Source organism: Pseudoxanthomonas winnipegensis, assembly GCF_004283755.1.
Taxonomy (GTDB): Bacteria; Pseudomonadota; Gammaproteobacteria; order Xanthomonadales; family Xanthomonadaceae; genus Pseudoxanthomonas_A; species Pseudoxanthomonas_A winnipegensis.
The window spans coordinates 286,226-308,729 of sequence record NZ_SHMH01000006.1; the positions used below are offsets into that span (position 1 = coordinate 286,226).

Annotated in this window: 23 protein-coding genes; 11 read left to right on the forward strand and 12 right to left on the reverse strand. The window is 69.9% G+C overall.

What is annotated here, in order from left to right; genetic code table 11:
* Positions 1-14: 14 nt before the first annotated feature.
* Complete coding sequence (locus EAT51_RS13435; protein WP_130521599.1) at positions 15-956, reverse strand: ABC transporter ATP-binding protein; 942 nt, start codon at positions 954-956, stop codon at positions 15-17.
* Positions 956-1,366 (reverse strand): GntR family transcriptional regulator, encoded by a 411-nt coding sequence (locus EAT51_RS13440; RefSeq protein ID WP_205953642.1) that lies wholly within the window; start codon positions 1,364-1,366, stop codon positions 956-958. The genes EAT51_RS13435 and EAT51_RS13440 overlap by 1 nt, the downstream gene beginning before the upstream one ends.
* A 160-nt stretch (positions 1,367-1,526) precedes the next feature.
* On the opposite strand from EAT51_RS13440, the gene EAT51_RS13445 reads away from it, so the two are divergent.
* Positions 1,527-3,026, forward strand: coding sequence for a serine hydrolase domain-containing protein (locus tag EAT51_RS13445; RefSeq protein WP_130521601.1), 1,500 nt, complete (start codon positions 1,527-1,529; stop codon positions 3,024-3,026).
* A gap of 330 nt (positions 3,027-3,356) precedes the next feature.
* Here EAT51_RS13445 and EAT51_RS13450 read toward each other — a convergent pair whose 3' ends face one another.
* Genes EAT51_RS13450 through EAT51_RS13465 form a run of 4 tightly spaced genes read right to left on the reverse strand, consistent with a single transcriptional unit; the run spans position 3,357 to position 6,409 of the window.
* Positions 3,357-4,256, reverse strand: a complete 900-nt coding sequence (locus tag EAT51_RS13450) for a ParB/RepB/Spo0J family partition protein (RefSeq protein ID WP_130521603.1) — start codon at positions 4,254-4,256, stop codon at positions 3,357-3,359.
* On the reverse strand, positions 4,256-5,056 hold the full coding sequence (locus EAT51_RS13455; RefSeq protein WP_130521605.1) for a ParA family protein: 801 nt from the start codon (positions 5,054-5,056) through the stop codon (positions 4,256-4,258). The genes EAT51_RS13450 and EAT51_RS13455 overlap by 1 nt, the downstream gene beginning before the upstream one ends.
* A 55-nt stretch (positions 5,057-5,111) precedes the next feature.
* A complete protein-coding gene (gene rsmG / locus EAT51_RS13460; RefSeq protein ID WP_130521607.1) occupies positions 5,112-5,750 on the reverse strand; it encodes a 16S rRNA (guanine(527)-N(7))-methyltransferase RsmG in 639 nt (212 codons plus the stop codon).
* An 11-nt stretch (positions 5,751-5,761) separates the two neighbouring features.
* Positions 5,762-6,409, reverse strand: a complete 648-nt coding sequence (locus EAT51_RS13465) for a 4'-phosphopantetheinyl transferase family protein (protein ID WP_130561729.1) — start codon at positions 6,407-6,409, stop codon at positions 5,762-5,764.
* A gap of 212 nt (positions 6,410-6,621) precedes the next feature.
* Between EAT51_RS13465 and EAT51_RS13470 the strand changes: the two genes are divergently transcribed.
* Positions 6,622-6,873 carry a GlsB/YeaQ/YmgE family stress response membrane protein gene (locus tag EAT51_RS13470; RefSeq protein WP_130521611.1) on the forward strand — a complete coding sequence of 84 codons (252 nt, stop codon included), beginning with the start codon at positions 6,622-6,624 and terminating at the stop codon, positions 6,871-6,873.
* 100 nt (positions 6,874-6,973) lie between these two features.
* Here the strand turns inward: EAT51_RS13470 and xth are convergent, their stop codons facing one another.
* Positions 6,974-7,741: an exodeoxyribonuclease III gene (xth, locus tag EAT51_RS13475; protein WP_130521613.1), complete on the reverse strand. Its 768-nt coding sequence runs from the start codon at positions 7,739-7,741 to the stop codon at positions 6,974-6,976.
* A 75-nt stretch (positions 7,742-7,816) separates the two neighbouring features.
* Between xth and EAT51_RS13480 the strand changes: the two genes are divergently transcribed.
* Together EAT51_RS13480 and EAT51_RS13485 are read left to right on the forward strand one after the other, a co-directional pair.
* A complete protein-coding gene (locus EAT51_RS13480; RefSeq protein WP_130561730.1) occupies positions 7,817-8,359 on the forward strand; it encodes a gamma carbonic anhydrase family protein in 543 nt (180 codons plus the stop codon).
* Between the two features lie 82 nt (positions 8,360-8,441).
* Positions 8,442-9,335, forward strand: coding sequence for a DUF2167 domain-containing protein (locus tag EAT51_RS13485; protein WP_130561731.1), 894 nt, complete (start codon positions 8,442-8,444; stop codon positions 9,333-9,335).
* 2 nt (positions 9,336-9,337) lie between these two features.
* Here the strand turns inward: EAT51_RS13485 and EAT51_RS13490 are convergent, their stop codons facing one another.
* A complete protein-coding gene (locus tag EAT51_RS13490) occupies positions 9,338-9,604 on the reverse strand; it encodes a YkgJ family cysteine cluster protein (protein WP_130561732.1) in 267 nt (88 codons plus the stop codon).
* Between the two features lie 137 nt (positions 9,605-9,741).
* Between EAT51_RS13490 and EAT51_RS13495 the strand changes: the two genes are divergently transcribed.
* From EAT51_RS13495 to EAT51_RS13520, 6 genes are all read left to right on the forward strand, one after another.
* Positions 9,742-10,455: an RDD family protein gene (locus EAT51_RS13495; RefSeq protein ID WP_130561733.1), complete on the forward strand. Its 714-nt coding sequence runs from the start codon at positions 9,742-9,744 to the stop codon at positions 10,453-10,455.
* Positions 10,452-11,453 carry a stage II sporulation protein M gene (locus EAT51_RS13500; protein WP_130561734.1) on the forward strand — a complete coding sequence of 334 codons (1,002 nt, stop codon included), beginning with the start codon at positions 10,452-10,454 and terminating at the stop codon, positions 11,451-11,453. Before EAT51_RS13495 ends, EAT51_RS13500 begins: the two co-directional genes overlap by 4 nt.
* On the forward strand, positions 11,443-12,957 hold the full coding sequence (locus tag EAT51_RS13505) for a DUF4129 domain-containing protein (protein WP_130561735.1): 1,515 nt from the start codon (positions 11,443-11,445) through the stop codon (positions 12,955-12,957). Before EAT51_RS13500 ends, EAT51_RS13505 begins: the two co-directional genes overlap by 11 nt.
* Positions 12,954-14,114 carry a DUF4350 domain-containing protein gene (locus EAT51_RS13510; RefSeq protein ID WP_130561736.1) on the forward strand — a complete coding sequence of 387 codons (1,161 nt, stop codon included), beginning with the start codon at positions 12,954-12,956 and terminating at the stop codon, positions 14,112-14,114. Before EAT51_RS13505 ends, EAT51_RS13510 begins: the two co-directional genes overlap by 4 nt.
* The gene (locus EAT51_RS13515) at positions 14,111-15,097 is read left to right on the forward strand and encodes an AAA family ATPase (protein WP_130561737.1); all 987 of its coding nucleotides are present in this window, start codon (positions 14,111-14,113) and stop codon (positions 15,095-15,097) included. The genes EAT51_RS13510 and EAT51_RS13515 overlap by 4 nt, the downstream gene beginning before the upstream one ends.
* A 163-nt stretch (positions 15,098-15,260) precedes the next feature.
* The gene (locus EAT51_RS13520; protein WP_130561738.1) at positions 15,261-16,562 is read left to right on the forward strand and encodes a DUF58 domain-containing protein; all 1,302 of its coding nucleotides are present in this window, start codon (positions 15,261-15,263) and stop codon (positions 16,560-16,562) included.
* 21 nt (positions 16,563-16,583) lie between these two features.
* Here the strand turns inward: EAT51_RS13520 and EAT51_RS13525 are convergent, their stop codons facing one another.
* The 4 genes from EAT51_RS13525 to EAT51_RS13540 form a co-directional block, all read right to left on the reverse strand.
* Positions 16,584-17,129, reverse strand: coding sequence for a hypothetical protein (locus EAT51_RS13525; RefSeq protein WP_130521632.1), 546 nt, complete (start codon positions 17,127-17,129; stop codon positions 16,584-16,586).
* A gap of 192 nt (positions 17,130-17,321) precedes the next feature.
* Positions 17,322-17,759 carry a hypothetical protein gene (locus tag EAT51_RS13530; RefSeq protein WP_130521634.1) on the reverse strand — a complete coding sequence of 146 codons (438 nt, stop codon included), beginning with the start codon at positions 17,757-17,759 and terminating at the stop codon, positions 17,322-17,324.
* Positions 17,760-17,809: 50 nt separating this feature from the next.
* On the reverse strand, positions 17,810-18,988 hold the full coding sequence (locus EAT51_RS13535) for a glutathionylspermidine synthase family protein (protein ID WP_130521636.1): 1,179 nt from the start codon (positions 18,986-18,988) through the stop codon (positions 17,810-17,812).
* A gap of 1 nt (position 18,989) precedes the next feature.
* Positions 18,990-19,526: a DUF1190 domain-containing protein gene (locus EAT51_RS13540; RefSeq protein ID WP_130521638.1), complete on the reverse strand. Its 537-nt coding sequence runs from the start codon at positions 19,524-19,526 to the stop codon at positions 18,990-18,992.
* A gap of 161 nt (positions 19,527-19,687) precedes the next feature.
* Between EAT51_RS13540 and ilvD the strand changes: the two genes are divergently transcribed.
* Complete coding sequence (ilvD, locus tag EAT51_RS13545) at positions 19,688-21,526, forward strand: dihydroxy-acid dehydratase (protein WP_130521639.1); 1,839 nt, start codon at positions 19,688-19,690, stop codon at positions 21,524-21,526.
* The last annotated feature ends 978 nt before the right edge of the window (positions 21,527-22,504 follow it).

The window sequence follows — 22,504 nt, forward strand, 5'->3', positions numbered from 1 at the left end:
CTCCAGGACTGGCGTCAGTGGGCGGGCGGGGCCGCGTGGCGCATCGACAGGAAGGCGTTGACCGCGCGGTCCAGGCTGACCGGCATGGCGTCGATCGAGCGGGCGCCCGCGGCGCGCAGGAAGTCGGCGAAGGTCTCGTCCTGATCCAGCACCAGATAGTGATGCAGGCCGTCGAGCCGGCGCGCTTCCATCAGGCCGGGAATCGTCTCGTGCGGCGGACCCTTGAACGGGATATCCGCGATCCAGTAGGTGACCCGCTCGCAGAAGCCTTCCGGCGCCGACATATGCCTGAGCCTGCCATCCTCGAGCAGGATGAGGTTGTCGGCGACGCGCTCGATCTCTTCCATCTGATGCGAGCAATAGATCACCGTGCGGTCTTCCATGGCGTTGCTGTGCAGCAGCGATTCTAGGAAGGCGCGCTTGGCGACCACGTCCAGTCCCAGGGTGGGCTCGTCCAGGATCAGCAGTTCGGGACACTGCGCCAGGCTCAGGGCCAGGTTGAAGCCGGCGCGTTCGCCGCGCGAGAGCTGGGCGATCTTCTGCGTGGGCAGCAGCCGGTAGTGGCCGATGACCTCATCGAAGATCGGCTGCCGCCACTGCGGATACTGGCGGCGCTGCATCGCGGTGATCTGCTCGACCCGCATCCAGCCCGGCAGCGTGTGTTCTTCGTTGACGAAGCCGATGCGGGCGCGGTCGCCGGGCGTCAGCCGCTGGCTGTCGCGGCCCAGGATGCGCGCCTGTCCGCCGCTGGGCGAGAGGAAACCGAGCAGGATGCGGAACAACGTGGACTTGCCTGCGCCGTTGGCGCCCACCATGGCGTGGATCTGGCCGCGCTGGATGCGAAGGTCCAGCCCGTCCAGCGCGAACTTGTCGCCGTAGCGCTTGCTCAGCCGCACGGTTTCGATCGCCAGATCGCGCGCGCCGTCCCTGGCGCCGAACGTGTCGGAAGTCTCCATCACGCACGCTTGCGCGGAAGCGCGCGCTCGAACGCGTCGGCGATGCGCTGCTGCACGGTCTTGGCCGGCAGTCCGAGCGGGACGACGTCGTTGACGAACGTGGCGACCGCCTCATCCAGCCGGCGTTCGCGCTCGGCATCGGAGAGCCGTTGCCGCGGCGGTGCGACGTAGAAGCCCATGCCCTGCCGCGAATCGAGCCAGCCTTCGGACACCAGCTCGGCATAGGCCTTGGCCACGGTGTTGGGATTGATCGTCAGCTGCTGCGCCAGCCCGCGCACGCTGGGCAGCTGCTGCCCGTGGGCCAACTCTCCGGTCGCGATCCGCATGCGGACCGCATCGGTGATCTGCCGCACGATGGGGCGTGGATCGCCGGTGGCGATCTGGATCATCAGCGCTGCGGTACGGGCCACGTCGTCGCTCCTGTTGATGTGTACTAATACAAATAGTACAGTTGCCTTCGACGGCTGTCCAGCACGGTTGGCCGATCGCCACGGCGCCTGCATCGGCAGGCGTCTTTTTTTATCCGATCTGTACTAATTGTAGTAGTACAGACAAACAGAGGAAACTCCGATGGATGCTCTACGCAAGCTGGCTCAGCGCATGCCGCGCCTGGCCGTTGTCGCACTGTCCTGTGCGGTCCTGCCCGTGTTCGCGCGCGTGCCCGACGCGGGCCCCGCGCGGTCCGTCGAGGTCGCGCGCTATTTCGAGAACTGCCATGCCGTGAAGGTCTGCAATGGCAGCTTCCTGGTCACGCAGCATGGCAAGGTCGTCTATCAGGGCGCCCTGGGAGAGGCCGACGCCAGCGCGCAGGTCGCGCTGGCGGTGGGGGATGCCTTCGACATCGGCTCGGTCAGCAAGCAGTTCGCGGCCGCGGCCGTGCTGCGCCTGGCCGAGCGGGGCCAGCTGGCCCTGGACGACCCGGCCGCCAAATACCTGCCGCAGCTGCCCTATGCCGACATCACGCTGCGCCAGCTGCTCACCCACACCTCGGGCGTGCCCGATGTCTTCCCGCTGTACACGCAGCTCCTCAAGCGGGGCGAGGTCACCACGGCGATGCGCGGCGACGAGGCGGTCGCGCTGCTGGTCGAGCACAAGGCGCCGCTGCTGTTCGCGCCCGGTTCGGCCTTCGAGTACAGCAACACCGGCTACATCCTGCTCGCGCAGATCGTCGGCCGCGTCTCGGGCATGGATTACGCCGAATATCTGCAGCGGGAGTTCTTCAAGCCGCTGGGCATGATGCACACGCGCGTGCGCCTGCCGGACAACGATGCGCTGATCCAGCCGCGCGCATGGGGCTTCATCGTCCGCCCGGACGGCAGCCGCAAGCCGTTCGACCAGATTCCGAACTTCTATCCCGTCGGTCCCGGCGGCATCTATTCCACCACGCACGATCTGCAGCTGTGGGCCGATGCGCTCCAGCAGGGCCGGGCGATGTCCAAGGCCAACTGGGCGCTGGCCACGACGCCGGCCACGCTGTCCGATGGCAGCAAGGTGCCGTACGGCTTCGGCTTCAAACTGGTGGACTCCGCGCTCGGCCGGCGCATGGTCACCCATGGCGGCGATTGGCGGGGCTTCAAGTCGGATCTGACCCTGTTGCCGGTGCAGGGCATCCAGATCGTGATGTTGACCAACAATGCGCAGGACGACAGCGTCGAGGCGGCGCGCGACGCCGTGGAAGCCATCCTGGCGGGCAAGCCGCGCCCGATGCTGCGCATGTCGGTGCACTGGGACCTGTACAAGCAGGCCGACAGCCTGGATGCGGCGCAGATCACGCGCTGGCTCGATCGGCAGTGGCAGGCGGTCCCGCAGCGTTACGACTTCCCGGGTCAGCCGCTGGAGCAGGTCGCCGGCGAGCTGCTCAAGCGCAAGGCGGCGGACAAGGCCGTGGCCGTGCTGGCGTTCAACGCCCGCATCCATCCCAAGTCGCTGGACGCGCTGGACAGCCTGGCCGATGTCTATCGCGAAACGGGAAACCGCCAGGCGGCCATCGAACAGCTGCAGAAGATGATCGCGCTGAAGCCCGAGTCCAGGCGCCTGCGCCAGCGTCTTGCGCAGCTGCAGGGGGAGTGAGCGGCCGGCCACCCGCCATCACTCCACCATCCCGGGACATCGCACCGTCATTCCCGCGAGGGCGGGAACTCAGGGACTTCCGCAGGGAAGCGTCGAGGCGCTGGGTTCCCGCCTACGCGGGAACAACGGTTTGCAGGGGTGCTCGGGCTCCGACTGCAGCCTGTGATCCAGGCAAGCTCCGCCCGGAGCTCGCAGCCGCGGCTACCTATTGCCTCTACTCACGCCTTCAACCGCAACAGCAAAGGCGATGAGCGCAACGTCCATGGATTCCCGCTTTCGCGGGAATGACGGCATGAAGGCGCTGCTTCGGCGCGGCCGTTCCTGTGCGACTTAGTCGCGCTTGCCCCGCAGCCGCTCCAGCACGCCTTCCAGCGTGTCCAGATCGGTGTAGTGGATCACCAGCTTGCCGCGGCCGTTGCGGCCGTGCGCGATGGCCACGGTCGTGCCCAGCGTCTCGGACAGCTCGTTCTGCAGCGACGCGATATCCGCCTGCGGCACGGCCCGGGCCGGCTTCTTCTTGCCGCTGACCGGCACGCGGCCGGCGGCGAACTGCGAGGCGCGGTGTTCGACCTCGCGCACCGACCAGCCTTCGTCGGCGGCCTCGGCGGCCAGCTTGCTGGCCAGCTCCGGCGACAGGGTGAGCAGCGCGCGGGCGTGGCCCATCTCCAGCCGGCGCGCCTCGAGCAGCGCGCGGATCGCCGGCGGCAGCTCCAGCAGGCGCAGCAGGTTGGACACCGCCGCGCGCGAACGGCCGACGGCCTCGGCGGCCTGGCCGTGGGTCAGCGAGAATTCGTTGATCAGCCGCTGCAGCGACTGCGCCTCTTCCAGCGGATTGAGGTCCTCGCGCTGGATGTTCTCGATCAGCGCCATGGCGATGACGGTGCGATCGTCCAGCTCGCGCACCACCACCGGCACTTCGGCCAGGCCGGCCTGCTGCGAGGCGCGCCAGCGGCGCTCGCCGGCGACGATCTCGTAGCGGCCATCGTCCTGCTGGCGCACGACGATCGGCTGGATCACGCCCTGGGCCTTGATCGAGTCGGCCAGCTCGTCCAGCTTGGCCGGGTCCATCGCCATGCGCGGCTGGTAGCGGCCCGGCTGCAGCTGCCCCACGGGCACGTTGCGCAGGACTTCGCCAGGCTGGGCCTCGGCCGGTGCGGTCTCGGCGGCCTTGGGGCCGAGCAGCGCTTCCAGGCCGCGGCCCAGGCCGCGCTTCTTCGGGGCGGCGGACATCAATAGGTCTCCATGGGGGGAAGCGGAGCACGCATGCGCTCCTGCTGGCGACGGATCAGTTCACCGGCCAGGCCAAGATACGCCACGCCACCGCGCGAGGTCCGGTCGTAGCCGACGATGCTCTGGCCGTGGCTGGGCGCCTCGGCCACGCGCACGTTGCGCGGCACGATGGTGCGGAACACCTTGTCGCCGAAGTGTTCGGTGAGTTCGGCCGAGACCGCGTTGGCCAGGTTGTTGCGCACGTCGAACATGGTGCGCAGCACGCCTTCGATCTCGAGCTTCGGATTGAGCCGGCCGCGGATGGCGCTGATGGTGTCCATCAGCGCCGACAGGCCTTCCAGCGCGTAGTACTCGCACTGCATCGGCACCAGCACCGCATCGGCGGCGGTCAGCGCGTTGAGCGTCATCAGCGACAGCGCCGGCGGGCAGTCGATCAGGATCCAGTCGTAGTCGGCGCGCAGCGGCTCCAGCGCCGACTTCAGGCGCTGCTCGCGCTCGGGCTGGTCCATCAGCTGGATCTCGGCGGCGGTCAGGTCGATGTTGGCCGGCAGCAGGTCGAAGTCCTCGGCCGTGCGCACGATCGCCGCGCGCGGCTCGCATTCGCGCAGCAGCACCTCGAAGGCCGAGGCCTCGATCTGGCGCTTGTCCACGCCGCTGCCCATGGTCGCGTTGCCCTGGGCATCCAGGTCCACCAGCAGCACGCGCTGCGGCGTGCGGGCCAGGCCGGCGGCGAGGTTCACGGCGGTGGTGGTCTTGCCCACGCCACCCTTCTGGTTGGCGATGGCGACGATGCGGGCCATGCGAGGGCGTGTCCTGGGGGAATGGGAAAGGAACGGGGGATTATGCGGGTTTCGGTCAGGCGCGTCCCACCGTGACCAGGTGACGCTCGCCGTCCTGGCCGGGCACGGTCAGCGGCGTGGCCTCCACCAGCCGCCAGCCGGCGGGCAGGGCGGCGATCTCGGCATGCGGCATCACGCCCTTCATCGCCAGCAGCAGGCCGTCGGGCTTGAGCAGGTGGCCGCCGACTTCGACGATGCCGGCCAGCGTGTCCAGCGCGCGGGCGGTGAGGCGATCGAACGCGCCCGGGCGATCCAGCGCCTCGGCGCGGCTCTCGGCCACGCTGGCGTTGGTCAGCCCCAGCTGGCGCACGGCTTCGCGCAGGAAGCGCGCTTTCTTGCCATTGCTCTCCACCAGGGTCACCTGCAGGCGCGGATGGGCGATGGCCAGCGGGATGCCGGGCAGGCCGGGGCCGGTGCCCAGGTCGGCCAGCGTGCCCTCGGAGACGAAACGGTGCATCGCCAGCGAATCGAGCAGGTGGCGGGTGACCATCTGCCGCGGGTCGCGCACGGCGGTGAGGTTGTAGGTGCCGTTCCAGCGCACCAGCAGGGCCAGATAGGCCAGCAGCGGCGAGGCCAGCGCGGTGGACAGGCCGAGTTCGGCCAGCCCGTCGCGCAGCGGCGCGTCCAGGCCGGCGGGGAGGGAATCGTGGGTCATCGCCGGCGATTTTATCGCAGGCCCGGGGCCGCGCCGTCCGGGGCCGCGCGCCAGGCCACCGCGGCCAGGTAGTGCGGATGCGGCTGCCACTGATGCAGGGTCCAGTCCGAGGGCGCGCCCAGGCGCGGATCGCAGGCGACCAGCTGTAGCGGCGCGGCGTCCAGCGCGTCCAGGCCGCCGACGGGCGCGAACGTCAGCCGCTCCAGTCCGAACGAGATGCCATGACCGTGCGCCTTCAGCAGCGCCTCCTTGGCGCACCACAGGCGCAGGAACGCACCGGTGCGCTCGTGCTCTGGTAGCGCGCGCAGGGCCTGCGTTTCGGCAGGGGCGAAGAAGCGCTCGGCCAGCTCCAGCGCGCGTGGACGCGGACGCAGGCGCTCGACGTCCACGCCCAGCTGCACCTGCGGCCCGGTTGCCAGCAGCAGCGCGTCGCCGCTGTGGCTCCAGCCGACATCGTGCGCGGCCAGCGCGCCTTCCAGCCGCGGGCGCCCGCGCGGATCGCGTTGCAGCGGCAGCGCCTCGGGCGCGGTGTCGAACCATGCCGCCAGCAGCGGACGCGCGACCGGCTCGCCCGAACCGCGCGCAGGATGCGAGGTCCACCACACCTGCAGCGGCCCGATGCGGTGCTGCGCGAAGAACGTTTCGCTCGGTTCAGCCATGTGCATGCGACAGGCCGCGCGATGGAAATTCGTCGGAGAACCAGCCCTGCGTTTGTGAAGGCCGCCGCGCGCAGCGACCCGCGTAGCCCTGATTTTCAAGGGGTTTGGCGCGTGCGATGCGTCCTTCGTATACGACGGTTTCACGCCTGCGGCCGCCAAATCGTCCCACCCCCGCGACGGGGCTTTTCACCCTACGAATCGAGGAGAGCATCATGGGCATCATCATTTGGCTGATTGTGGGCGGCGTCGTTGGCTGGCTCGCCAGCATCATCATGCGTCGTGACGCCCAGCAGGGCATCATCCTGAACATCGTCGTCGGCATCGTCGGTGCCGCCATCGCCGGTTTCCTGGGCGGCGGCAGCATCAACCAGGCCATCACCGTCGGCACCTTCCTGTGGTCGCTGCTCGGTGCGGTGATCCTGCTTGCGATCGTGAACCTGTTCACCCGCAAGAGCGTGCGCTAAGCGCAGCTGGGCTGGCGCGCAACGCGCGCCAGCCAGGAAGCGAGAAGACCCGGGCCCTGCCCGGGTTTTTTCTTGGGCGCTGTGTGGCCATGGGCGCCGGTCAGGCGATCTCCACCCAGGCCGGGGCGTGGTCGCTGGGGCGCTCTAACTTGCGCGGGGCGCGGTCGATGCCGGCGGCGGTCACGCGCGGCTTGAGCGCATCGGAGACCAGGGTCAGGTCGATGCGCAGCCCCAGGTTGCGGCGGAACGCGGCCATCCGATAGTCCCACCAGCTGAAGACGCCGGCCTCCTCGCTGTGCAGGCGGAAGGCATCGTGCAGCCCGAGGCCGAGCAGCGCCTGCAGCGCCTCGCGCTCGGCGGCCGAGGTGAGGATGTGGGTCTCGTTCCAGACCTCCGGATCGTGCACATCGCGCGCGTCGGGGGCGATGTTGAAGTCGCCCAGCACCACCAGCTGCGGGTGCACGGCCAGCTCGGCCTTGATCCATTCGCGTACCGCCTCCAGCCAGCGCAGCTTGTAGCCGTACTTGTCGGTGCCCACGTCCTGTCCGTTAACCACGTACAGATTGATCACGCGCACGCCCCCGATCGTGCCGGCGATCACGCGCTTCTGTTCGTCCTCGAAGCCGGGGATCCCGATCTGCACGTCCTCGATCGCCCCGCGCGCCAGCAGCGCCACGCCGTTGTAGGTCTTCTGCCCGGCGAACACGCTGCGGTAGCCGGCCGCGGCCAGCGCCGCATCGGGGAACTTGTGGTCCTCCAGCTTGGTTTCCTGGATGCCGACCACATCCGGCCCGAACTCGGCCAGCCATTGTTCCAGGTGCGGCAGGCGCACGTTGAGCGAGTTGACGTTCCAGCTGGCGATCTTCATGGGCGACGGCGCGGCGGCGAGGGCGGCACAGCCTAACCCAGGCCCGCCGCGGGAGCCGACCGTTACACTGCGCCGATGAGCAACCTGCGCTCCTTCCTGGACAAGCGCCCCGTGCTGGGGCAGCGCGTGTACGTCGACCCGGCGTGCACGGTGATCGGCGATGTCGAGCTGGGCGACGATGTGTCGGTCTGGCCGGGCACGGTGATCCGCGGCGACGTCAACCACGTGCGCATCGGCGCGCGCACCAACGTGCAGGACGGCACCATCGTCCACGTCAGCCACCACAGCCCGTACAACAAGGGCGGCTATCCGACCCTGATCGGCGAGGACGTCACCGTCGGCCACGGCACCATCATCCACGCCTGCACCATCGGCGATGCCTGCCTGATCGGCATGGGTGCCTGCGTGCTCGATGGCGCGATCGTCGAGCATCACGCCTTCATCGGCGCCGGCGCGGTGGTCGGCCCGGGCAAGCGGGTGGGCAGCGGCGAACTGTGGGTCGGCAATCCGGCGCGCCCGGTGCGGCAGCTGTCGGACAAGGACATCGAAGGCCTGCTGTACTCCGCCCAGCACTACGTGCGGCTGAAGGACCAGTACCTGGGGCAGGACAACGGCTGACCGGGTTGTCAGCCAGCGGTGCCTCGGGCGACACTCGGCGCCCCGGGCATGGGGATGCCCACATGGATGAAGGGGAAAGACGATGCGGACGACGCTTCGCGGCCTGACGGTCGCGTGCCTGATGGGGCTAGCCCTGCCGGTGCTGGCCGAGGACGGGCAACAGGCCCAGCAGCTCATCGACAGCCTGCACTTCCGCAGTGGCCAGATCGAGGTCGGCCCGGCCCACGCGCACTTCAACCTGGGCACGCAGTTCCGCTATCTGGACAAGGCCGACGCTCGCAAGGTGCTCGAGCAGCTGTGGGGCAATCCGCAGGACGACACCGTGCTGGGCATGGTGGTGCCCACCCATCCGGGGCTGGACGAGCAGGACAGCTGGGCGGTGGTGGTGACCTACGACGACGAGGGGTACGTCTCCGACGCCGATGCGTCCAAGATCGACTACGACGAACTGCTCAAGAACATGCAGGCAGGCACGCGCGAGGCCAACGCCGAGCGCGAGAAGGCCGGCTATGGCCGCGTCGACCTGGTGGGCTGGGCGGTGCCGCCGCGCTACGACGCCGGAGCCAAGAAGCTGTACTGGGCCAAGGAGCTGGCCTTCAACGGCCAGCCCAGCCACACGCTCAACTACGACATCCGCGTGCTCGGCCGCCACGGTTACCTGAGCCTCAACGCGGTCTCGGCGATGGACGAGCTGCCGAAGGTGCAGGCCGGCATGCAGCAGCTGCTGCCGATGACCGAGTTCGACGCCGGCGCGCGCTATGCCGACCACAACCCGTCCACCGACAAGGTCGCCGCTTATGGCGTGGCCGCGCTGATCGGCGGCGGCCTGGCGGCCAAGACCGGCCTGCTGGCCAAGCTGGGCCTGGTCCTGGCCAAGTTCGGCAAGCTGCTGTTCCTGGGCGTGGTCGCGGCGGCCGCGGCGGTGAGGAAGTTCTTCGCCTCGCGCAAGGCCAAGGCCTCGGCGACGGTGCGCTGAGCTCAGGGCCGGGTGGCCGCTTCCAGCGCGGCGAGGAAGCTCATCGCCTCGCCGCGCGAGGCGCCGCACATCGACGGTTGCGGGCGCAGGCTGGCGCAGACGGCCGGACGCTCGGGCCGGCCGAAGAGTCGGCAGCGCAGCGCCTCGTCCAGCTGCACGCAGGGCACGCCGGCCGGCTTGCCCTGCGGCATGCCGGGAATCGGCGAGCTGATCGACGGCGCGATGCAGCAGGCGGCGCAGCCGCTGCGGCAGGGGGCGGAGGTGGACATCGGCGCAGTGTAGGCCTTCCGGGCAAGCCGACCGGCAGGGTGGGCAAGTCGCGCGGCGCTCGCTACAGTCTGGCCGGGGCAGGGATGACGGCAGGCATGGACAGGCAGGCGCGGGTGCTTCAACGGGACGCTCGATGATGGCCATCGCACAGGGGGCCGCGCCGGCCGTGGCGCTCGATACGGTGCGCGAGGTGGTCACGCCCGAAGGCGTGTCGCTGCAGCTGCCCGCCGCCGGGCCGGTGCCGCGCGCGGTGGCCTGGGGCGTGGACCTGGTGGTGCGCGTGGGGATGATGTTCGCCGCCACCATGGTGCTGAGCCTGCTGGGCAAGTTCGGCGATGGCCTGAGCCTGGTCGCCGCCTTCCTGCTGCAATGGGGCTACATGATCGTGCTCGAGGCGCTGTGGCACGGGCAGACGCTGGGCAAGCGCGCGATGCGCCTGCGCGTGGTGCTCGCCAACGGTGCGCCGATCGGCTGGCCGGCCGCGATCACCCGCAACCTGCTGCGCGTGGTGGACATGCTGCCCTTCGGCTACGCCGCCGGACTGGTGGTGAGCCTGATCGATCCATCCGCGCGCCGGCTGGGCGACCTGGCCGCCGGCACCCTGGTCATCCATGCCGAACACGCCGAACCACCGGCCTCGGCGCCGGTCAACGCGGTGGTGGTGCCACGCGCCACGCTGCGTCCGGCCGAGCAGGCCGCCATCGTCGCCTTCGGCGAACGCGCGCCGCAGCTCACGCCCGAGCGCCAGGTCGAACTGGCCGATCTGCTCGAACCGCTCACCGGCGCGCGCGGCCCGGCCGGCGTGCTGCGCCTGTTCGGCATGGCCAACTGGCTGCTGGGGCGGCGATGAGGCAGGAGCAGTTCGTCGCGCGCCATCAGCGCGAGTGGCAGGAGCTGGAGGACTGGCTGCGCACGCGCGCCGATGCGCGCCGGGCGCAGGACACGCGCAACACCGGCGCGCTGGGCGATGAGGCCATGCCGCAGCGCTACCGGCGCATCGCCCAGCAGCTGTCGCTGGCGCGCCGGCGCGGCTACAGCGCGCAGGTCACCGGGCGCCTGCAGACGCTGATGGAGCAGGGCCACCAGGTGCTCTACCGCACCCCGCCGCTGCGCTGGCGCACGGCGTTGGAGTTCCTGATGGCCGGCTTCCCGCGGCTGGTGCGCAGCCAGGCGCGCTGCATGTGGGTGGCGCTGGCGCTGTTCGCCGTGCCGCTGGTGGGCATGACCGTGCTGCTGCAGTTCCGACCCGAGCTGATCCACGCGCTCATGGACCCGCGGATGGTGGCGGCGATGGAGCGCATGTACGACCCGTCCAACCCGCGCATCGGCCGCGACAGCGGCAGCGACTGGATGATGTTCGGCGTCTATATCCGCAACAACATCGGCATCGGCTTGCAGACCTTCGCCAGCGGGCTGGTGGTGGGCGTGGGCAGCCTGGTGGTGCTGGTGAGCAACGGGCTGACCATCGGCGCGCTGTTCGGCCATCTCACGCGCATCGGCTCGGGCGGGCCGCTGTGGAGCTTCGTGTGTGGGCACGGTGCGTTCGAGCTGACCGCCCTGGTGATCGCCGGCGGCGCCGGCCTGCAGCTGGGCTTGAGCTGGCTGGCGCCGGGCCGGCGCACGCGCGGGCAGGCCCTGGTGCAGGCCGGCGCGATCGGCGCGCGGCTGTGCCTGGGCGTGGCCTTCATGCTGCTGGTGGCGGCCTTCATCGAGGCGTTCTGGTCCTCGGTGGCCAGCATTCCGCATCCGGTGAAGTACGCGGTGGCCGCGGTGCTGTGGACCGGGGTCATCGTGTGGCTGTGGCGCGGTGGCCGCGGCGGCGTGGAGCGGGACCGCGATGCGCGCTGAGCAGCTCACCGTCGAGTTGCGCGCGCGCTCGCCCTGGGAGGCGGTCGAGCTGGGCACCGCGCTGGTGCGCCGGCATGCGGGCGCGATCTGGAAGCCGTGGCTGTGGCTGGCCCTGCCGGTGTTCGCCCTGGTCAATGCCGGTGCGTGGGCGCTGTCCTCGCCGCTGGCCTCGTGCCTGATGCTGTGGTGGATCAAGCCGCTGTTCGACCGCGTGCCGCTGTACGTGATCTCGCGCGGCGTGTTCGGGCAGGTGCCGACCACGCGCCAGACCCTGGCCGCGCAGCTGCGCTGGGGCTGGCGGCCGATGCTGGGCTATCTGACCTGGCGGCGCTTCAGCGGCGCGCGCAGCCTGTTCCTGCCGATCGAGACGCTGGAAGGCGAACACGGCGCACGCCTGCGTGCGCGTCGCCGCGTGCTGGGCGCCACGCTCTACGGCAACGCGCTGGTGCTGACGCTGGTGTTCCTGGGGTTCCAGCTGGCGCTGACTTTGGCCTGCGTGGCGATGGTGGCCGTGTTCGTGCCGATCGACTACCTGCCGCAGGCCGCGCGCGCCGGGCTGGCGATGCTGTCCGATCCGCCGCTGTGGGCGCAGTTGGGGTTCAACGCGTTCTTCTGGATCGCGATCGGCGCGGTGGAGCCGTTCTTCGTCGGCGCCGGCTTCGGCCTGTACCTCAACCGGCGCACGCAGATCGAGGCCTGGGACGTGGAGATCGCCTTCCGCCGGCTGCGCCAGCGCCTGCTGGCCGCCGCCGCGCCGCTGGTGCTGCTGCTGGCGCTGGTCGGGGTGGCGCCACTGCGCGCGCAGCAGCCGGCGCCGGCCAGCGAGGCGCCGCCACCGCCCGGCGTGGACCAGGTGTTCGAAGGCCAGCGCGTGGACGATGCGCGCTTCCGCCGCGCGGTGGTGCAGGCCTATCGCGACCCGCTGATTGATCGTCACCGCACCGACTACACCTGGCAGCGCCGCCGGCCGCCCGAGATCGCCGAGCCGCCCAAGCTGGACATGAGCTGGCTGGAACGATTGCAGCGCGTGCTGGCCTTCATCGGCGAATGGGGGCTGTGGATCGTGCTCGGGCTGCTGCTGGTGTTCCTGCTCGCCAGCGCGCGCCACTGGTGGCCGTGGATGCGCGGCGTACGCACGCCGCGGCCGGTGCCGGCGCCCGTCACCCCCGGCGTGGTCGAGCTGCCGCAGGTCCTGCCGCCGGACATCGCCGCCAGCGCGCGCCGGCTGTGGGCGCAGGGACAGCCGCGCCATGCGCTGGCCCTGCTGTATCGCGCCAGCGTCGAGGCGATGGCCGAGCGTGCCGGCGTGGTGCTGCCGCCGGGCGCGACCGAGGCGCAGTGCCTGCGCGCGGCGCAGCGCCAGCCCGAGGAGGCCGACCGCGGCCTGTTCGCGCGCATGGTGCGCGTGTGGCAGTACGCGGCCTATGCACAGCGCCTGCCGCAGGCCGAGGAGTTCGAGGCGCTCATCGCTGCCCTGCAGACGCGCTACCGGTGGCCGGCATGAGCCAGAGCACGCGCGGCGCCAAGCCGGGCCTGATCGCGCTCGCCAGCGGCACGGTGCTGTTCGTGCTGGTGGCGTGGTTCGTGCACACCTACGAACGGGTGGCGTACCGGGTCGACCTGCCGCCGGCCGGCGAGGCGGCGTGGAATCCGCTCTACGTCCTCAAGCAGGCGCTGCGCGCCGATGGGGTGAGCGTCGATGCGCGGCCGCGCTTCGATCTGGAGATCGCCCAGCTGGGCCGGCGCGACACGCTGGTGCTGCTGGACGACCCGCGCTATCTCGATGCCGCGCGCGCGAGTGCGTTGCTGGACTGGGTGGCGCGCGGCGGCCATCTGGTGGTGCGCACGCCGCCGGGCCCGGCCTTCGGGCTGCACGAATCGATGCCGCTGCTGGAGGCGCTGCGGCTGACGCCGATGGCGGTCGGCGACTGCGCGCCCTTCCAGGTGCGGGGACAGCCGCCGCATGTGGAGTTCTGCGGCGCGCGACGCTTCAGCTTCCAGGGCGTGCAGCCGGTGCTGGCCTGGGGCAACCTGCGCGACGGCTATGTCTACGCGCGCCTGGCGCGCGGCCAGGGCTATGTGGACGTGCTGGCCGACGTGGACTTCCTGCAGAACGGCGGGCCGGCGCGGCGTGGCGACGATGGCAGCGGCCTGCACGCGCCCACGCATCAGGCGCTGGCGCGGCAGGTGCTGGCGCCCAACTACGGCCACGGCACCATGCACCTGGTCTACGCCACGCGGATGCCTTCGCTGTGGCGCACCGTGCTCGAGCGCGGCTGGCCGGTGTGGGCGCCGCTGCTGCTTGCGCTGCTGGCCTGGATGATGCTGCGGGCGCAGCGCTTCGGGCCGCTGCTGCCGCCGCCGGCGCCCGCGCGCCGCTCGCTGCTCGAACACGTGAGCGCCAGCGGCGAGCACCTCTATCGCTATCGGCGCGGCGTGCTGCTGCATGCCGCCGCGCGCAAGGCCTTTCTCACCCGGCTGCGGCGCCGCGATCCGGTGGCCGCCGCGCTGACCGGCGCGGCCCAGGCCGACGCGCTGGCGCGCCGCTTCGGCCTGCCGGCCGCGCGCGTGGCGCGCGCCCTGCAATCGCCCACGGACCGCGAGCGCCGCGAGTTCGCCGACCGCATTTCCCTGCTGATGTTCATGAGGCAACGACTATGAGCGAGTTTCCCCAGGCCGCGCCGCCGGCCTTCGACGGCATCGCCGAACGCGTGGCCGCGGTGCGCGCCGAGGTGGCGCGTGCCTTCATCGGCCAGCCGCAGCCGCTGGACCAGATCCTGATCGCGCTGCTGGCCGGCGGCCATGTGCTGATCGAAGGCGTGCCGGGCCTGGGCAAGACCCTGCTGGTGCGCGCGCTCTCGCAGGCGCTGTCGCTGGATTTCGCGCGGGTGCAGTTCACCCCGGACCTGATGCCCAGCGACGTATCGGGGCATGCGGTGTTCGACCCGGGTACGCAGCGCTTCGAGATCCGCCGCGGGCCGGTGTTCACCCATCTGCTGCTGGCCGACGAGATCAACCGCGCGCCGGCCAAGACCCAGTCGGCGCTGCTGGAGGCGATGCAGGAAGGGCAGGTGACCATCGAGGGCCAGTCCTTCCCGCTGGCGCAGCCCTTCCTCACCCTGGCCACGCAGAACCCGGTCGAGCAGGAGGGCACCTATCCGCTGCCCGAGGCGCAGCTGGACCGCTTCCTGCTGAAGGTACTGATCGACTACCCCGCGCTGGAGGACGAGAAGCGCATGGTCGATGCGATCACCACGGGTCGCACCGCCGCGGACTTCGACCTGAGCCAGGTGCGCTGCGTGGCCTCTGCCAGCGATGTGGTCGCGCTGCAGCGCGCCACCGCGCAGGTGCAGGTGGACGCGCAGGTGATCGATTACGCCGTGCGCCTGGCCGCCGCCACGCGCAGCTGGCCGGGCATCGCGCTGGGCGCCGGGCCGCGCGGCAGCATCGCGCTGGTACGCGCGGCGCGCGCGCAGGCGGTGCTGGGCGGGCGCGACTTCGTGATTCCCGACGACGTGCGCGAGGTCGCGCTGCCGGCGCTGCGCCATCGCATCGCGCTGGCGCCGGAACTGCAGATCGAAGGCCAGTCGCCCGACGACGTGCTGACCGCGCTGCTCGCCAAGGTCGAGGCGCCGCGCAAGTGAGGGTGACCTCGCACTCTTGTGGGAGCATCTGTCTCTTCCACTCACCTCGCCGCCTCCTTGTAGAGCGGAGCTTGCTCCGCTGCGTTTCGGCCGGATCATCGGGACAGCCCCAGCGGAGCAAGCTCCGCTCTACCGAGCGGGCGCTCATGGCGGCACGGTTGCGATGAGGCCAGCCGCGCCACTGATCGCACTGCTGTGCGCCTGGGGTCTGTCCGGGCTGGCCGTGCTGTTCGCCGAGCTGCCGCTGACGGCCTGGAAGGGCATCGGGATGGCGATCGCCGGCCTGGCGCTGCTCGATGCGCTGTTGCTGTGGCGGCTGCCCGCGCCGCAGGTGCAGCGCCGCGTGCCCGAAGCGCTGGCGCTGGACCTGCCGCGCGAGGTGCAGCTGACGCTGGCGTCCCCGGGGCGGACGCAGCGCGTGGAGGTGTTCGACCTGCATCCGGGCGCCTGGCCCTCGCAGGGCCTGCCGCGCGCGCTGCGCCTGGCGCGCGACGCCACCGCCACCTTCGCCTACACGCTGCGCCCCATCGCGCGCGGCGATGCCTGGTTCGCCGGCGTGCAGCTGCGCCTGGCCTCGCCGCTGCGGCTGTGGAAGCAGGCGCGCGTGGTCGGCGCGCCGCAGGCGGTGCGCGTGTATCCGGATTTCGCCCCGCTGGCCAGGCTGGCCTTGTTCAGCGCTGACCAGGCCTCGCGGCTGGTCGGGGCCCATCTCAAGCGCCGCCGGGGCGAAGGCACCGACTTCAACCAGATGCGCGAGTACCGCGTCGGCGACAGCCTGCGCCAGATCGACTGGAAGGCCACCTCGCGCGCGGGCAAGCTGATCTCACGCGAGTACCAGGACGAGAAGAACCAGCAGCTGGTGCTGGTGCTGGACACCGGCCGGCGCATGCTGGCGCGCGAGGACGGGCTGGCGCATTTCGACCACGCGCTCAATGCCGCGCTGGTGGTGGCCTACCTCGCCTTGCGCCAGGGCGATGCGGCCGGCCTGCTGTCCACCGGCGAGCAGCCGCGCTGGGTGCCGCCGCGGCGCGGCATGGCCGGCATCGACACCCTGCTGCGCGCCGCCTACGACCTGCAGCCATCGGCCACCGCCTGCGACTATCTGGCCATGGCCAGCGAACTGTCCGCGCGCCAGCGCCGCCGCGCGCTGGTGATGCTGGTGACCAACGTGCGCGACGAGGACATCGAAGACCTGCTGGCCGCCGTGCACCTGCTGCGTCGCCGGCATCTGGTGTGCGTGGCCAGCCTGCGCGAGGCCGAACTGGATCAGGCGCTGGAGGCCGAGGTTACCGACCTGTCCGGCGCCATCCAGGCCGGCGCGGTGGCCCGCTACCTCGACCAGCGCGCCGCGGCCCACGACGCCCTGCGCGGCCACGGCGTGATGGTGCTGGACGTGACCACCGCACAGCTGCCCGGCGCGCTGGTCGAGCGCTATCTGGCGGTCAAGCGCGAGGGGTTGCTGTAGTCGACTGCTCGCGGGACGAACTCATCGCTCGCCGCCACGCTTCACCGAAAAAACGTGATTGATCGCGGCCAACAACAGCCAAACAAAGGCTGCAGCGGCGTAGAACAGGATGGCCCCGGTCAAAGCGAGCGACAGCAAGGAACTCACCATGCCGCGATAGACCAATCCCGATCGGCCGATCAGACCTTCGCCGGAGGCAAGGAGCGACTCTGGCAAGAAAAAGGCCGGTAGCGCCAGGCAAAGGGCAAGGATCAGCAGGAAAAGCCGGTCAGGCAGTCCACCTTGGCGAAGAGTGAGATGCTGCATGCTCGATCGCTGCAACACCATCGACAGCGGCACCAGCACACCGTAGCCCAGGACAACATAAACCCAGGCGCGTCGTTGATCCTGCGGTAGGGCGACCGCGGCAAATGGACTGAGCCTGGTTGCCGCATCGGCAACGAGCGCAAGCGCGAGACTTGTCACCGCCACCAGCAAGAGGCTTTTCAGGTCCTTGCGATTCCGTGCTTCAAACCCGATCAGATCCGGCCTTGGATCCCTCATTTGCGTTCCTGACTCGCTGTTCATCCGCCAGCATGGCTTGATTCTAAGACACGAATCGGATCAGGCGTAGGAGCTCTCACGCGCCCGTTGCTGCTGCCGTGCGGCATGAAGCACTAGCCGTCGCAGTTGGTGCGGGTATCGCGCTCACGGCTAAGTGAATGTTGTAGGCGCGATCGTCTTCCTTGCTGCATGCGCCTCGCCGCACCGGCGGTCCGCTTACACCGGCGGCAAAGGCGGCGGCTGGTTCTTTCGCGCCCGCAGCAGCGGCACGGCAGCCGAGGCGGCCAGCAGCAGGAAGCTCACTTCCCAGACGTAGAAGCCTTCGCCGAAGGCCTGGCGCATGACGTTCATTCCGCCTTCGTCCAGCGGAAAGCGGTCGACGCGCACTGTGTCCAGTCCGACCCCGAATGCGAGCAGACTCAGGACGAGGACCACGCGCGTGCGGCGCATGAGATAGGCGATCAGCGCCGCCGCGTACAGGCCGTTCGCCAGCCAGGCGAAAGAAGAGGAATCCGCCAGCGGGAGGGCGCCGAAGATCAGCAGCACCAGCCCGACCAGGTATGAGCCGCCCCCATACAGGGCGGGCAGGAACAGCGACACGCCGTACAGCAACACGCTCGCGATCAACAGCGCATGGGATTTCAGGAATCGCATCAGGCTTCGTCCTTGTATCGCCTTCCAACGCGCTCAGCCTGCCGCCGTGCTCAGGCGTAGAACACCCCGGGCGCCTCACCGATGATCGCGTGCGGCACGAAGCGCGCGCTGTCGCGGGTGATGCGGGTGTCGTCCTCGCGGATACCGATGCCGCAGGCGCTATCGCCGATCACCCAGCTGCCGATCAGCGGATAGCGGCCGTCGAAGGCGGTCAGCGGATGGGCGGCCTGGACGATGCACGGTCCGGCATAGGGGCCGTCGCTTTCCTGCCAGCCGCCGTCGGCCAGGTGCAGGGCGATGTTGGCGCCCTCGCGCGAATGCAGCGGCTTGCGCACCCAGCCCGCGCGCAGCGGCGCGCCGTCGTCGAAATGCGCCTCCAGCAGATTGGGATGGCCGCGGTGGCGCTGCCACAGCAGCGGCAGCAGGCCCTTGTTGCTGAGCACCGCCTTCCACGCCGGTTCCAGCAGCTGCAGGCCCGAGGCCGGCAGGGCGCGGCCGAATTCCTCGGCCAGCAGGTCCTCCAATGGATAGAGCTTGAACAGCGTGCCGATCACCCCGTCGTACAGGTCGGTGAAGCGGCCGTCCTCGGACAGGCCTATATCCTCGATGGCGACGAACTCGCTCTGCAGCCCCGCCTGGGCCGCGCAGTCGCGCAGATAGGCGACCGTGCCGCGGTCCTCGGTGGAGTCGCGCACGGCTGCAAAGCGCAGCGGGCCGGGCAGGGCGGGGGCGATCTGCCCGAAGCGCGCCACCAGCGCCTCGTGCAGCGAATTGAACTGGTCGGCCTGCGCCGGCAGCCGCTGTGCGGCGCGCTGGTCCTCCAGCCACTGCCACTGGAAGAACGCGGCCTCGAACAGGGAGGTGGGCGTGTCGTAGTTCAGTTCGTACAGCTTGGCCGGCCCGCGTCCGTCGTAGGCCAGGTCCAGCCGGCCGTACAGATGCGGCTGGCGCTGCTGCCAGCTCTCGGCGATCCAGGACCAGGCGAACTGCGGGATCGCCAGGCGTTCGAGCAGCTGCGCGTCGCGCACGATGTCGTCCACCAGGTCCAGCGCCATGGCGTGCAGCTCGGCGCTGGGATCCTCCAGGTCGTCCTCGATCTGGCGCAGGGTGAAGGCGTAGTACGCGCTTTCGTCCCAGTACGGCGCGCCGTCGATGGTGTGGAAGTCGAAGCCGCACTCGGCCGCCTGCGCGCGCCAGTCGCCGCGTGGGGTGATGGCGACGCGGCGCATGTCAGCCGCCGAAGCTGGCGCGGCCGCTGCTGCGCGCGCCGAAGCCGCCGCGGCTGACGGTCACGGCGCGGTTGGGCGTGGCGTTGATCGGGGTCATGCCGGGGGTGCCGGTGCGGAACGCGCCGGAGGTGTCCGGCCGCGCGCCCGGGGTGGGCCGCAGCCAGCCGTTGTCGCGGTTCTGGTAGGCCGGTGCGGCGTTGAAGCCGGCGCGGTTGTTCAGCATCTGCGACATGAAGAAGCCGGCCATCAGCGGCCCGATGAACGAGTGCCCCTGGCTGTCGCGCTGCTCGGCGCAGCGGTCCTCGCCCCAGTCCACCTTGCACTGTTCGCGCGTGGCGTAGCGCGGCGCCTGGTCGGCCGACTGCTTCTGCGCGCTGTCGAAGGCCTGTTTGCAGCTGGCCGCGTCGCCGGTCTCGCGCGTGCAGGCCTCGACCGTGGTGTACAGGCCCTGTCGCACCTCCGGCTCGTTCTGGCAGGCGGTGAACAGCAGGGGCGCGGCGCCCATCAGCAGCAGGCGCGTGGTGGTGGAGCGTTTCATCGGGGTCCGGTCCGGGCGGGCGATGGCCCATGATGCCTGCAGTGCCGGGCGCCTGGTCCTACATGGCTGAACGGTCAGTTGCAGCAGCAACGGAGCAAACGGGGGAAAATGCCGGCTTTCCGCCGCACGCCAGCCTTCGCGCTCGCTCAAGACCGACCGCCATGCCCGAGTACCGCTCCAGGACCTCCACCCACGGCCGCAACATGGCCGGCGCCCGCGCGCTGTGGCGCGCCACCGGCATGCAGGATGCCGACTTCCACAAGCCGATCATCGCCATCGCCAACTCCTTCACCCAGTTCGTGCCCGGCCACGTGCACCTGAAGGATCTGGGCCAGCTGGTGGCGCGCGAGATCGAGCGTGTGGGCGGGGTGGCCAAGGAGTTCGACACCATCGCGGTGGACGACGGCATCGCCATGGGCCACGACGGCATGCTCTATTCGCTGCCCAGCCGCGAGATCATCGCCGACTCGGTCGAGTACATGGTCAACGCGCACTGCGCCGACGCGCTGGTGTGCATCTCCAACTGCGACAAGATCACCCCGGGCATGCTGATGGCCGCCTTGCGCCTCAACATACCGACCGTGTTCGTCTCCGGCGGGCCGATGGAAGCCGGCAAGACCCGGCTGGCCGACCACAAGCTTGACCTGATCGATGCGATGGTGATGGCGGCCGATCCGAACGCGACGGACGAGCAGGTCGCCGCGGTCGAGCGCAGCGCCTGCCCGACCTGCGGCTCGTGCAGCGGCATGTTCACCGCCAACTCGATGAACTGCCTGACCGAGGCCCTGGGCCTGTCGCTGCCGGGCAACGGCACCGTGGTGGCCACCCATGCCGACCGCGAGGCGCTGTTCAAGCGCGCCGGCGTGGCCGCGGTCGAGCTGTGCCACCGCTGGTACGGCGCGGAAGATCCCACCGCGCTGCCGCGCGGCATCGCCACCTTCGAGGCCTTCGAGAACGCGATGACGCTGGACATCGCCATGGGCGGGTCGACCAACACCATCCTGCATCTGCTCGCCGCCGCGCAGGAGGGCGAGGTGCCCTTCGACATGCGCGACATCGACCGCCTCTCGCGCCGGGTGCCGCAGCTGTGCAAGGTCGCGCCGAACACGCAGAAGTACCACATCGAAGACGTGCACCGCGCCGGCGGGATCATGGCGATCCTGGGCGAACTGGCGCGCGGCGGGCTGCTGCACACCGACGTGCCCACCGTGCATGCGCGGACGCTGGCCGAGGCCATCGCCAAGTGGGACGTGACCACCGCGCAGGACGAGGCCGTGCAGACCTTCTACAAGGCAGGGCCGGCCGGGATCCCGACCCAGATCGCCTTCAGCCAGGCCACGCGCTGGCCGTCGCTGGACGTGGACCGCGCGCAGGGCTGCATCCGCAGCGTCGAGCACGCCTATTCGGCCGAAGGCGGCTTGGCCGTGCTCTACGGCAACATCGCCCGCGACGGCTGCGTGGTGAAGACCGCCGGCGTGGACGAATCCATCCACGTGTTCGAGGGCACGGCCAAGGTGTTCGAGAGCCAGGACGCGGCGGTCAAGGGCATCCTCGGCGACGAGGTCAAGGCCGGCGACGTGGTGGTGATCCGCTACGAAGGCCCCAAGGGCGGCCCCGGCATGCAGGAAATGCTCTACCCGACCTCGTATCTGAAATCCAAGGGCCTGGGCAAGCAGTGCGCGCTGCTCACCGACGGCCGCTTCTCCGGCGGCACCTCCGGCCTGTCCATCGGCCACGCCTCGCCGGAGGCCGCCGCCGGCGGCGCCATCGGCCTGGTGCGCGACGGCGACCGCATCCTGATCGACATCCCCAACCGCGGCATCAACCTGCTGGTCGCCGACGAGGAACTCGCCGCCCGCCGCGCCGAGCAGGACGCCAAGGGCTGGAAGCCGGCCCAGCCGCGCCCGCGCAAGGTCAGCACCGCGCTGAAGGCCTACGCCCTGCTCGCCACCAGCGCCGACAAGGGCGCCGTGCGCGACAAGGCCCTGCTGGACGGGTGAGAAAGACGCGGTGCTGCCCATCTACCTCCTGACTGGGCGCTGGCGTCGTCACCTGTCGGCGTTGCGGGTCAGCCCTTGATTCAGGTGTTTGGTTGACCCAGCATGATGCAAGATCTCGCCACACGTATCACGTTTGGCCGGTTCCCATCGCGAGGAGACGCCGTGCAGATGTTGGAACACTTCCTCGAAGGGCTGCGGCGACATCGAAAGGGACTGTTTACCTACGCTGGCGTTGGACTTCTGGCTTGTCTGGCAATCGTCTTTCTGATCCCGTCACAGCTGGGTTTCGCGCTTATCGGTCCGCTCGCGTTTGGGCCATGGTTTCTTGCCTGCGCCTCCTTGGCAAAGTCCAGGATCGCCTCATATCCCTTCATCGCTTTCGCTGCCCTGACACTTCTGTGGCCAGTCATTTATCTCCAGCTATAGCGCCGCCATAAGACCAGAGCCAAGCTGCTGGTGTTCCGCCTCACCACACACAGGGCACCCTCATGGAATTCATCGGCCGCTTTGGCTCCTAACAATTCGTCCAAGCCGATGCCGCTTCGCGGCGCGGCTTAACTCAGGCGTTAGGCCTCGCACCGGCCACGCACAGTGGGAACTCCTTTGGCAAGGTACGACACGTTCTACGGTCGCTCCGAGTCCAGCCCTGTGCCTGCCGTGATCGTGGGCTATGTACGTCAGGCCTTGGCTGCGGAAGCTCCCAGGGTTTACTGGCAGACACTCCAGACCAATCGTATTGCCATGCAGCTTATGACTAAGGTGGCCGAGCGCTCTGGCTTTATCGTGTACCGCAAGCAGTTTTAGTCGTCGAGGCGAGGCCATAGACCTGCTGGCAGGCCCGCAGCTACAGCACCAGCGCCTCGGCCTGCCAGTGGAACTGGGGCCAGTCGGGCTGTTGCCAGATCCAGCGGGGCGGGCTCATCGGCGGCTTCCTGGTGGATGAGCCGAATACAGCGCTTATTCGGCTCATTGAATGAG

What these genes read in the sequence shown, in the direction of transcription:
- ilvD (WP_130521639.1), top strand. Translation starts at nt 19,688, where the DNA reads ATGCCCGAGTACCGCTCCAGGACCTCCACCCACGGCCGCAACATGGCC.
- EAT51_RS13535 (WP_130521636.1), bottom strand. Translation starts at nt 18,988, where the DNA reads ATGCGCCGCGTCGCCATCACCCCACGCGGCGACTGGCGCGCGCAGGCG.
- xth (WP_130521613.1), bottom strand. Translation starts at nt 7,741, where the DNA reads ATGAAGATCGCCAGCTGGAACGTCAACTCGCTCAACGTGCGCCTGCCG.
- EAT51_RS13505 (WP_130561735.1), top strand. Translation starts at nt 11,443, where the DNA reads ATGCGCGCTGAGCAGCTCACCGTCGAGTTGCGCGCGCGCTCGCCCTGG.
- EAT51_RS13465 (WP_130561729.1), bottom strand. Translation starts at nt 6,409, where the DNA reads ATGGCTGAACCGAGCGAAACGTTCTTCGCGCAGCACCGCATCGGGCCG.
- EAT51_RS13450 (WP_130521603.1), bottom strand. Translation starts at nt 4,256, where the DNA reads ATGTCCGCCGCCCCGAAGAAGCGCGGCCTGGGCCGCGGCCTGGAAGCG.
- EAT51_RS13500 (WP_130561734.1), top strand. Translation starts at nt 10,452, where the DNA reads ATGAGGCAGGAGCAGTTCGTCGCGCGCCATCAGCGCGAGTGGCAGGAG.
- EAT51_RS13445 (WP_130521601.1), top strand. Translation starts at nt 1,527, where the DNA reads ATGGATGCTCTACGCAAGCTGGCTCAGCGCATGCCGCGCCTGGCCGTT.
- EAT51_RS13525 (WP_130521632.1), bottom strand. Translation starts at nt 17,129, where the DNA reads ATGAACAGCGAGTCAGGAACGCAAATGAGGGATCCAAGGCCGGATCTG.
- EAT51_RS13510 (WP_130561736.1), top strand. Translation starts at nt 12,954, where the DNA reads ATGAGCCAGAGCACGCGCGGCGCCAAGCCGGGCCTGATCGCGCTCGCC.
- EAT51_RS13470 (WP_130521611.1), top strand. Translation starts at nt 6,622, where the DNA reads ATGGGCATCATCATTTGGCTGATTGTGGGCGGCGTCGTTGGCTGGCTC.
- EAT51_RS13495 (WP_130561733.1), top strand. Translation starts at nt 9,742, where the DNA reads ATGGCCATCGCACAGGGGGCCGCGCCGGCCGTGGCGCTCGATACGGTG.
- EAT51_RS13435 (WP_130521599.1), bottom strand. Translation starts at nt 956, where the DNA reads ATGGAGACTTCCGACACGTTCGGCGCCAGGGACGGCGCGCGCGATCTG.
- EAT51_RS13515 (WP_130561737.1), top strand. Translation starts at nt 14,111, where the DNA reads ATGAGCGAGTTTCCCCAGGCCGCGCCGCCGGCCTTCGACGGCATCGCC.
- rsmG (WP_130521607.1), bottom strand. Translation starts at nt 5,750, where the DNA reads ATGACCCACGATTCCCTCCCCGCCGGCCTGGACGCGCCGCTGCGCGAC.
- EAT51_RS13530 (WP_130521634.1), bottom strand. Translation starts at nt 17,759, where the DNA reads ATGCGATTCCTGAAATCCCATGCGCTGTTGATCGCGAGCGTGTTGCTG.
- EAT51_RS13540 (WP_130521638.1), bottom strand. Translation starts at nt 19,526, where the DNA reads ATGAAACGCTCCACCACCACGCGCCTGCTGCTGATGGGCGCCGCGCCC.
- EAT51_RS13485 (WP_130561731.1), top strand. Translation starts at nt 8,442, where the DNA reads ATGCGGACGACGCTTCGCGGCCTGACGGTCGCGTGCCTGATGGGGCTA.
- EAT51_RS13490 (WP_130561732.1), bottom strand. Translation starts at nt 9,604, where the DNA reads ATGTCCACCTCCGCCCCCTGCCGCAGCGGCTGCGCCGCCTGCTGCATC.
- EAT51_RS13520 (WP_130561738.1), top strand. Translation starts at nt 15,261, where the DNA reads ATGAGGCCAGCCGCGCCACTGATCGCACTGCTGTGCGCCTGGGGTCTG.
- EAT51_RS13480 (WP_130561730.1), top strand. Translation starts at nt 7,817, where the DNA reads ATGAGCAACCTGCGCTCCTTCCTGGACAAGCGCCCCGTGCTGGGGCAG.
- EAT51_RS13455 (WP_130521605.1), bottom strand. Translation starts at nt 5,056, where the DNA reads ATGGCCCGCATCGTCGCCATCGCCAACCAGAAGGGTGGCGTGGGCAAG.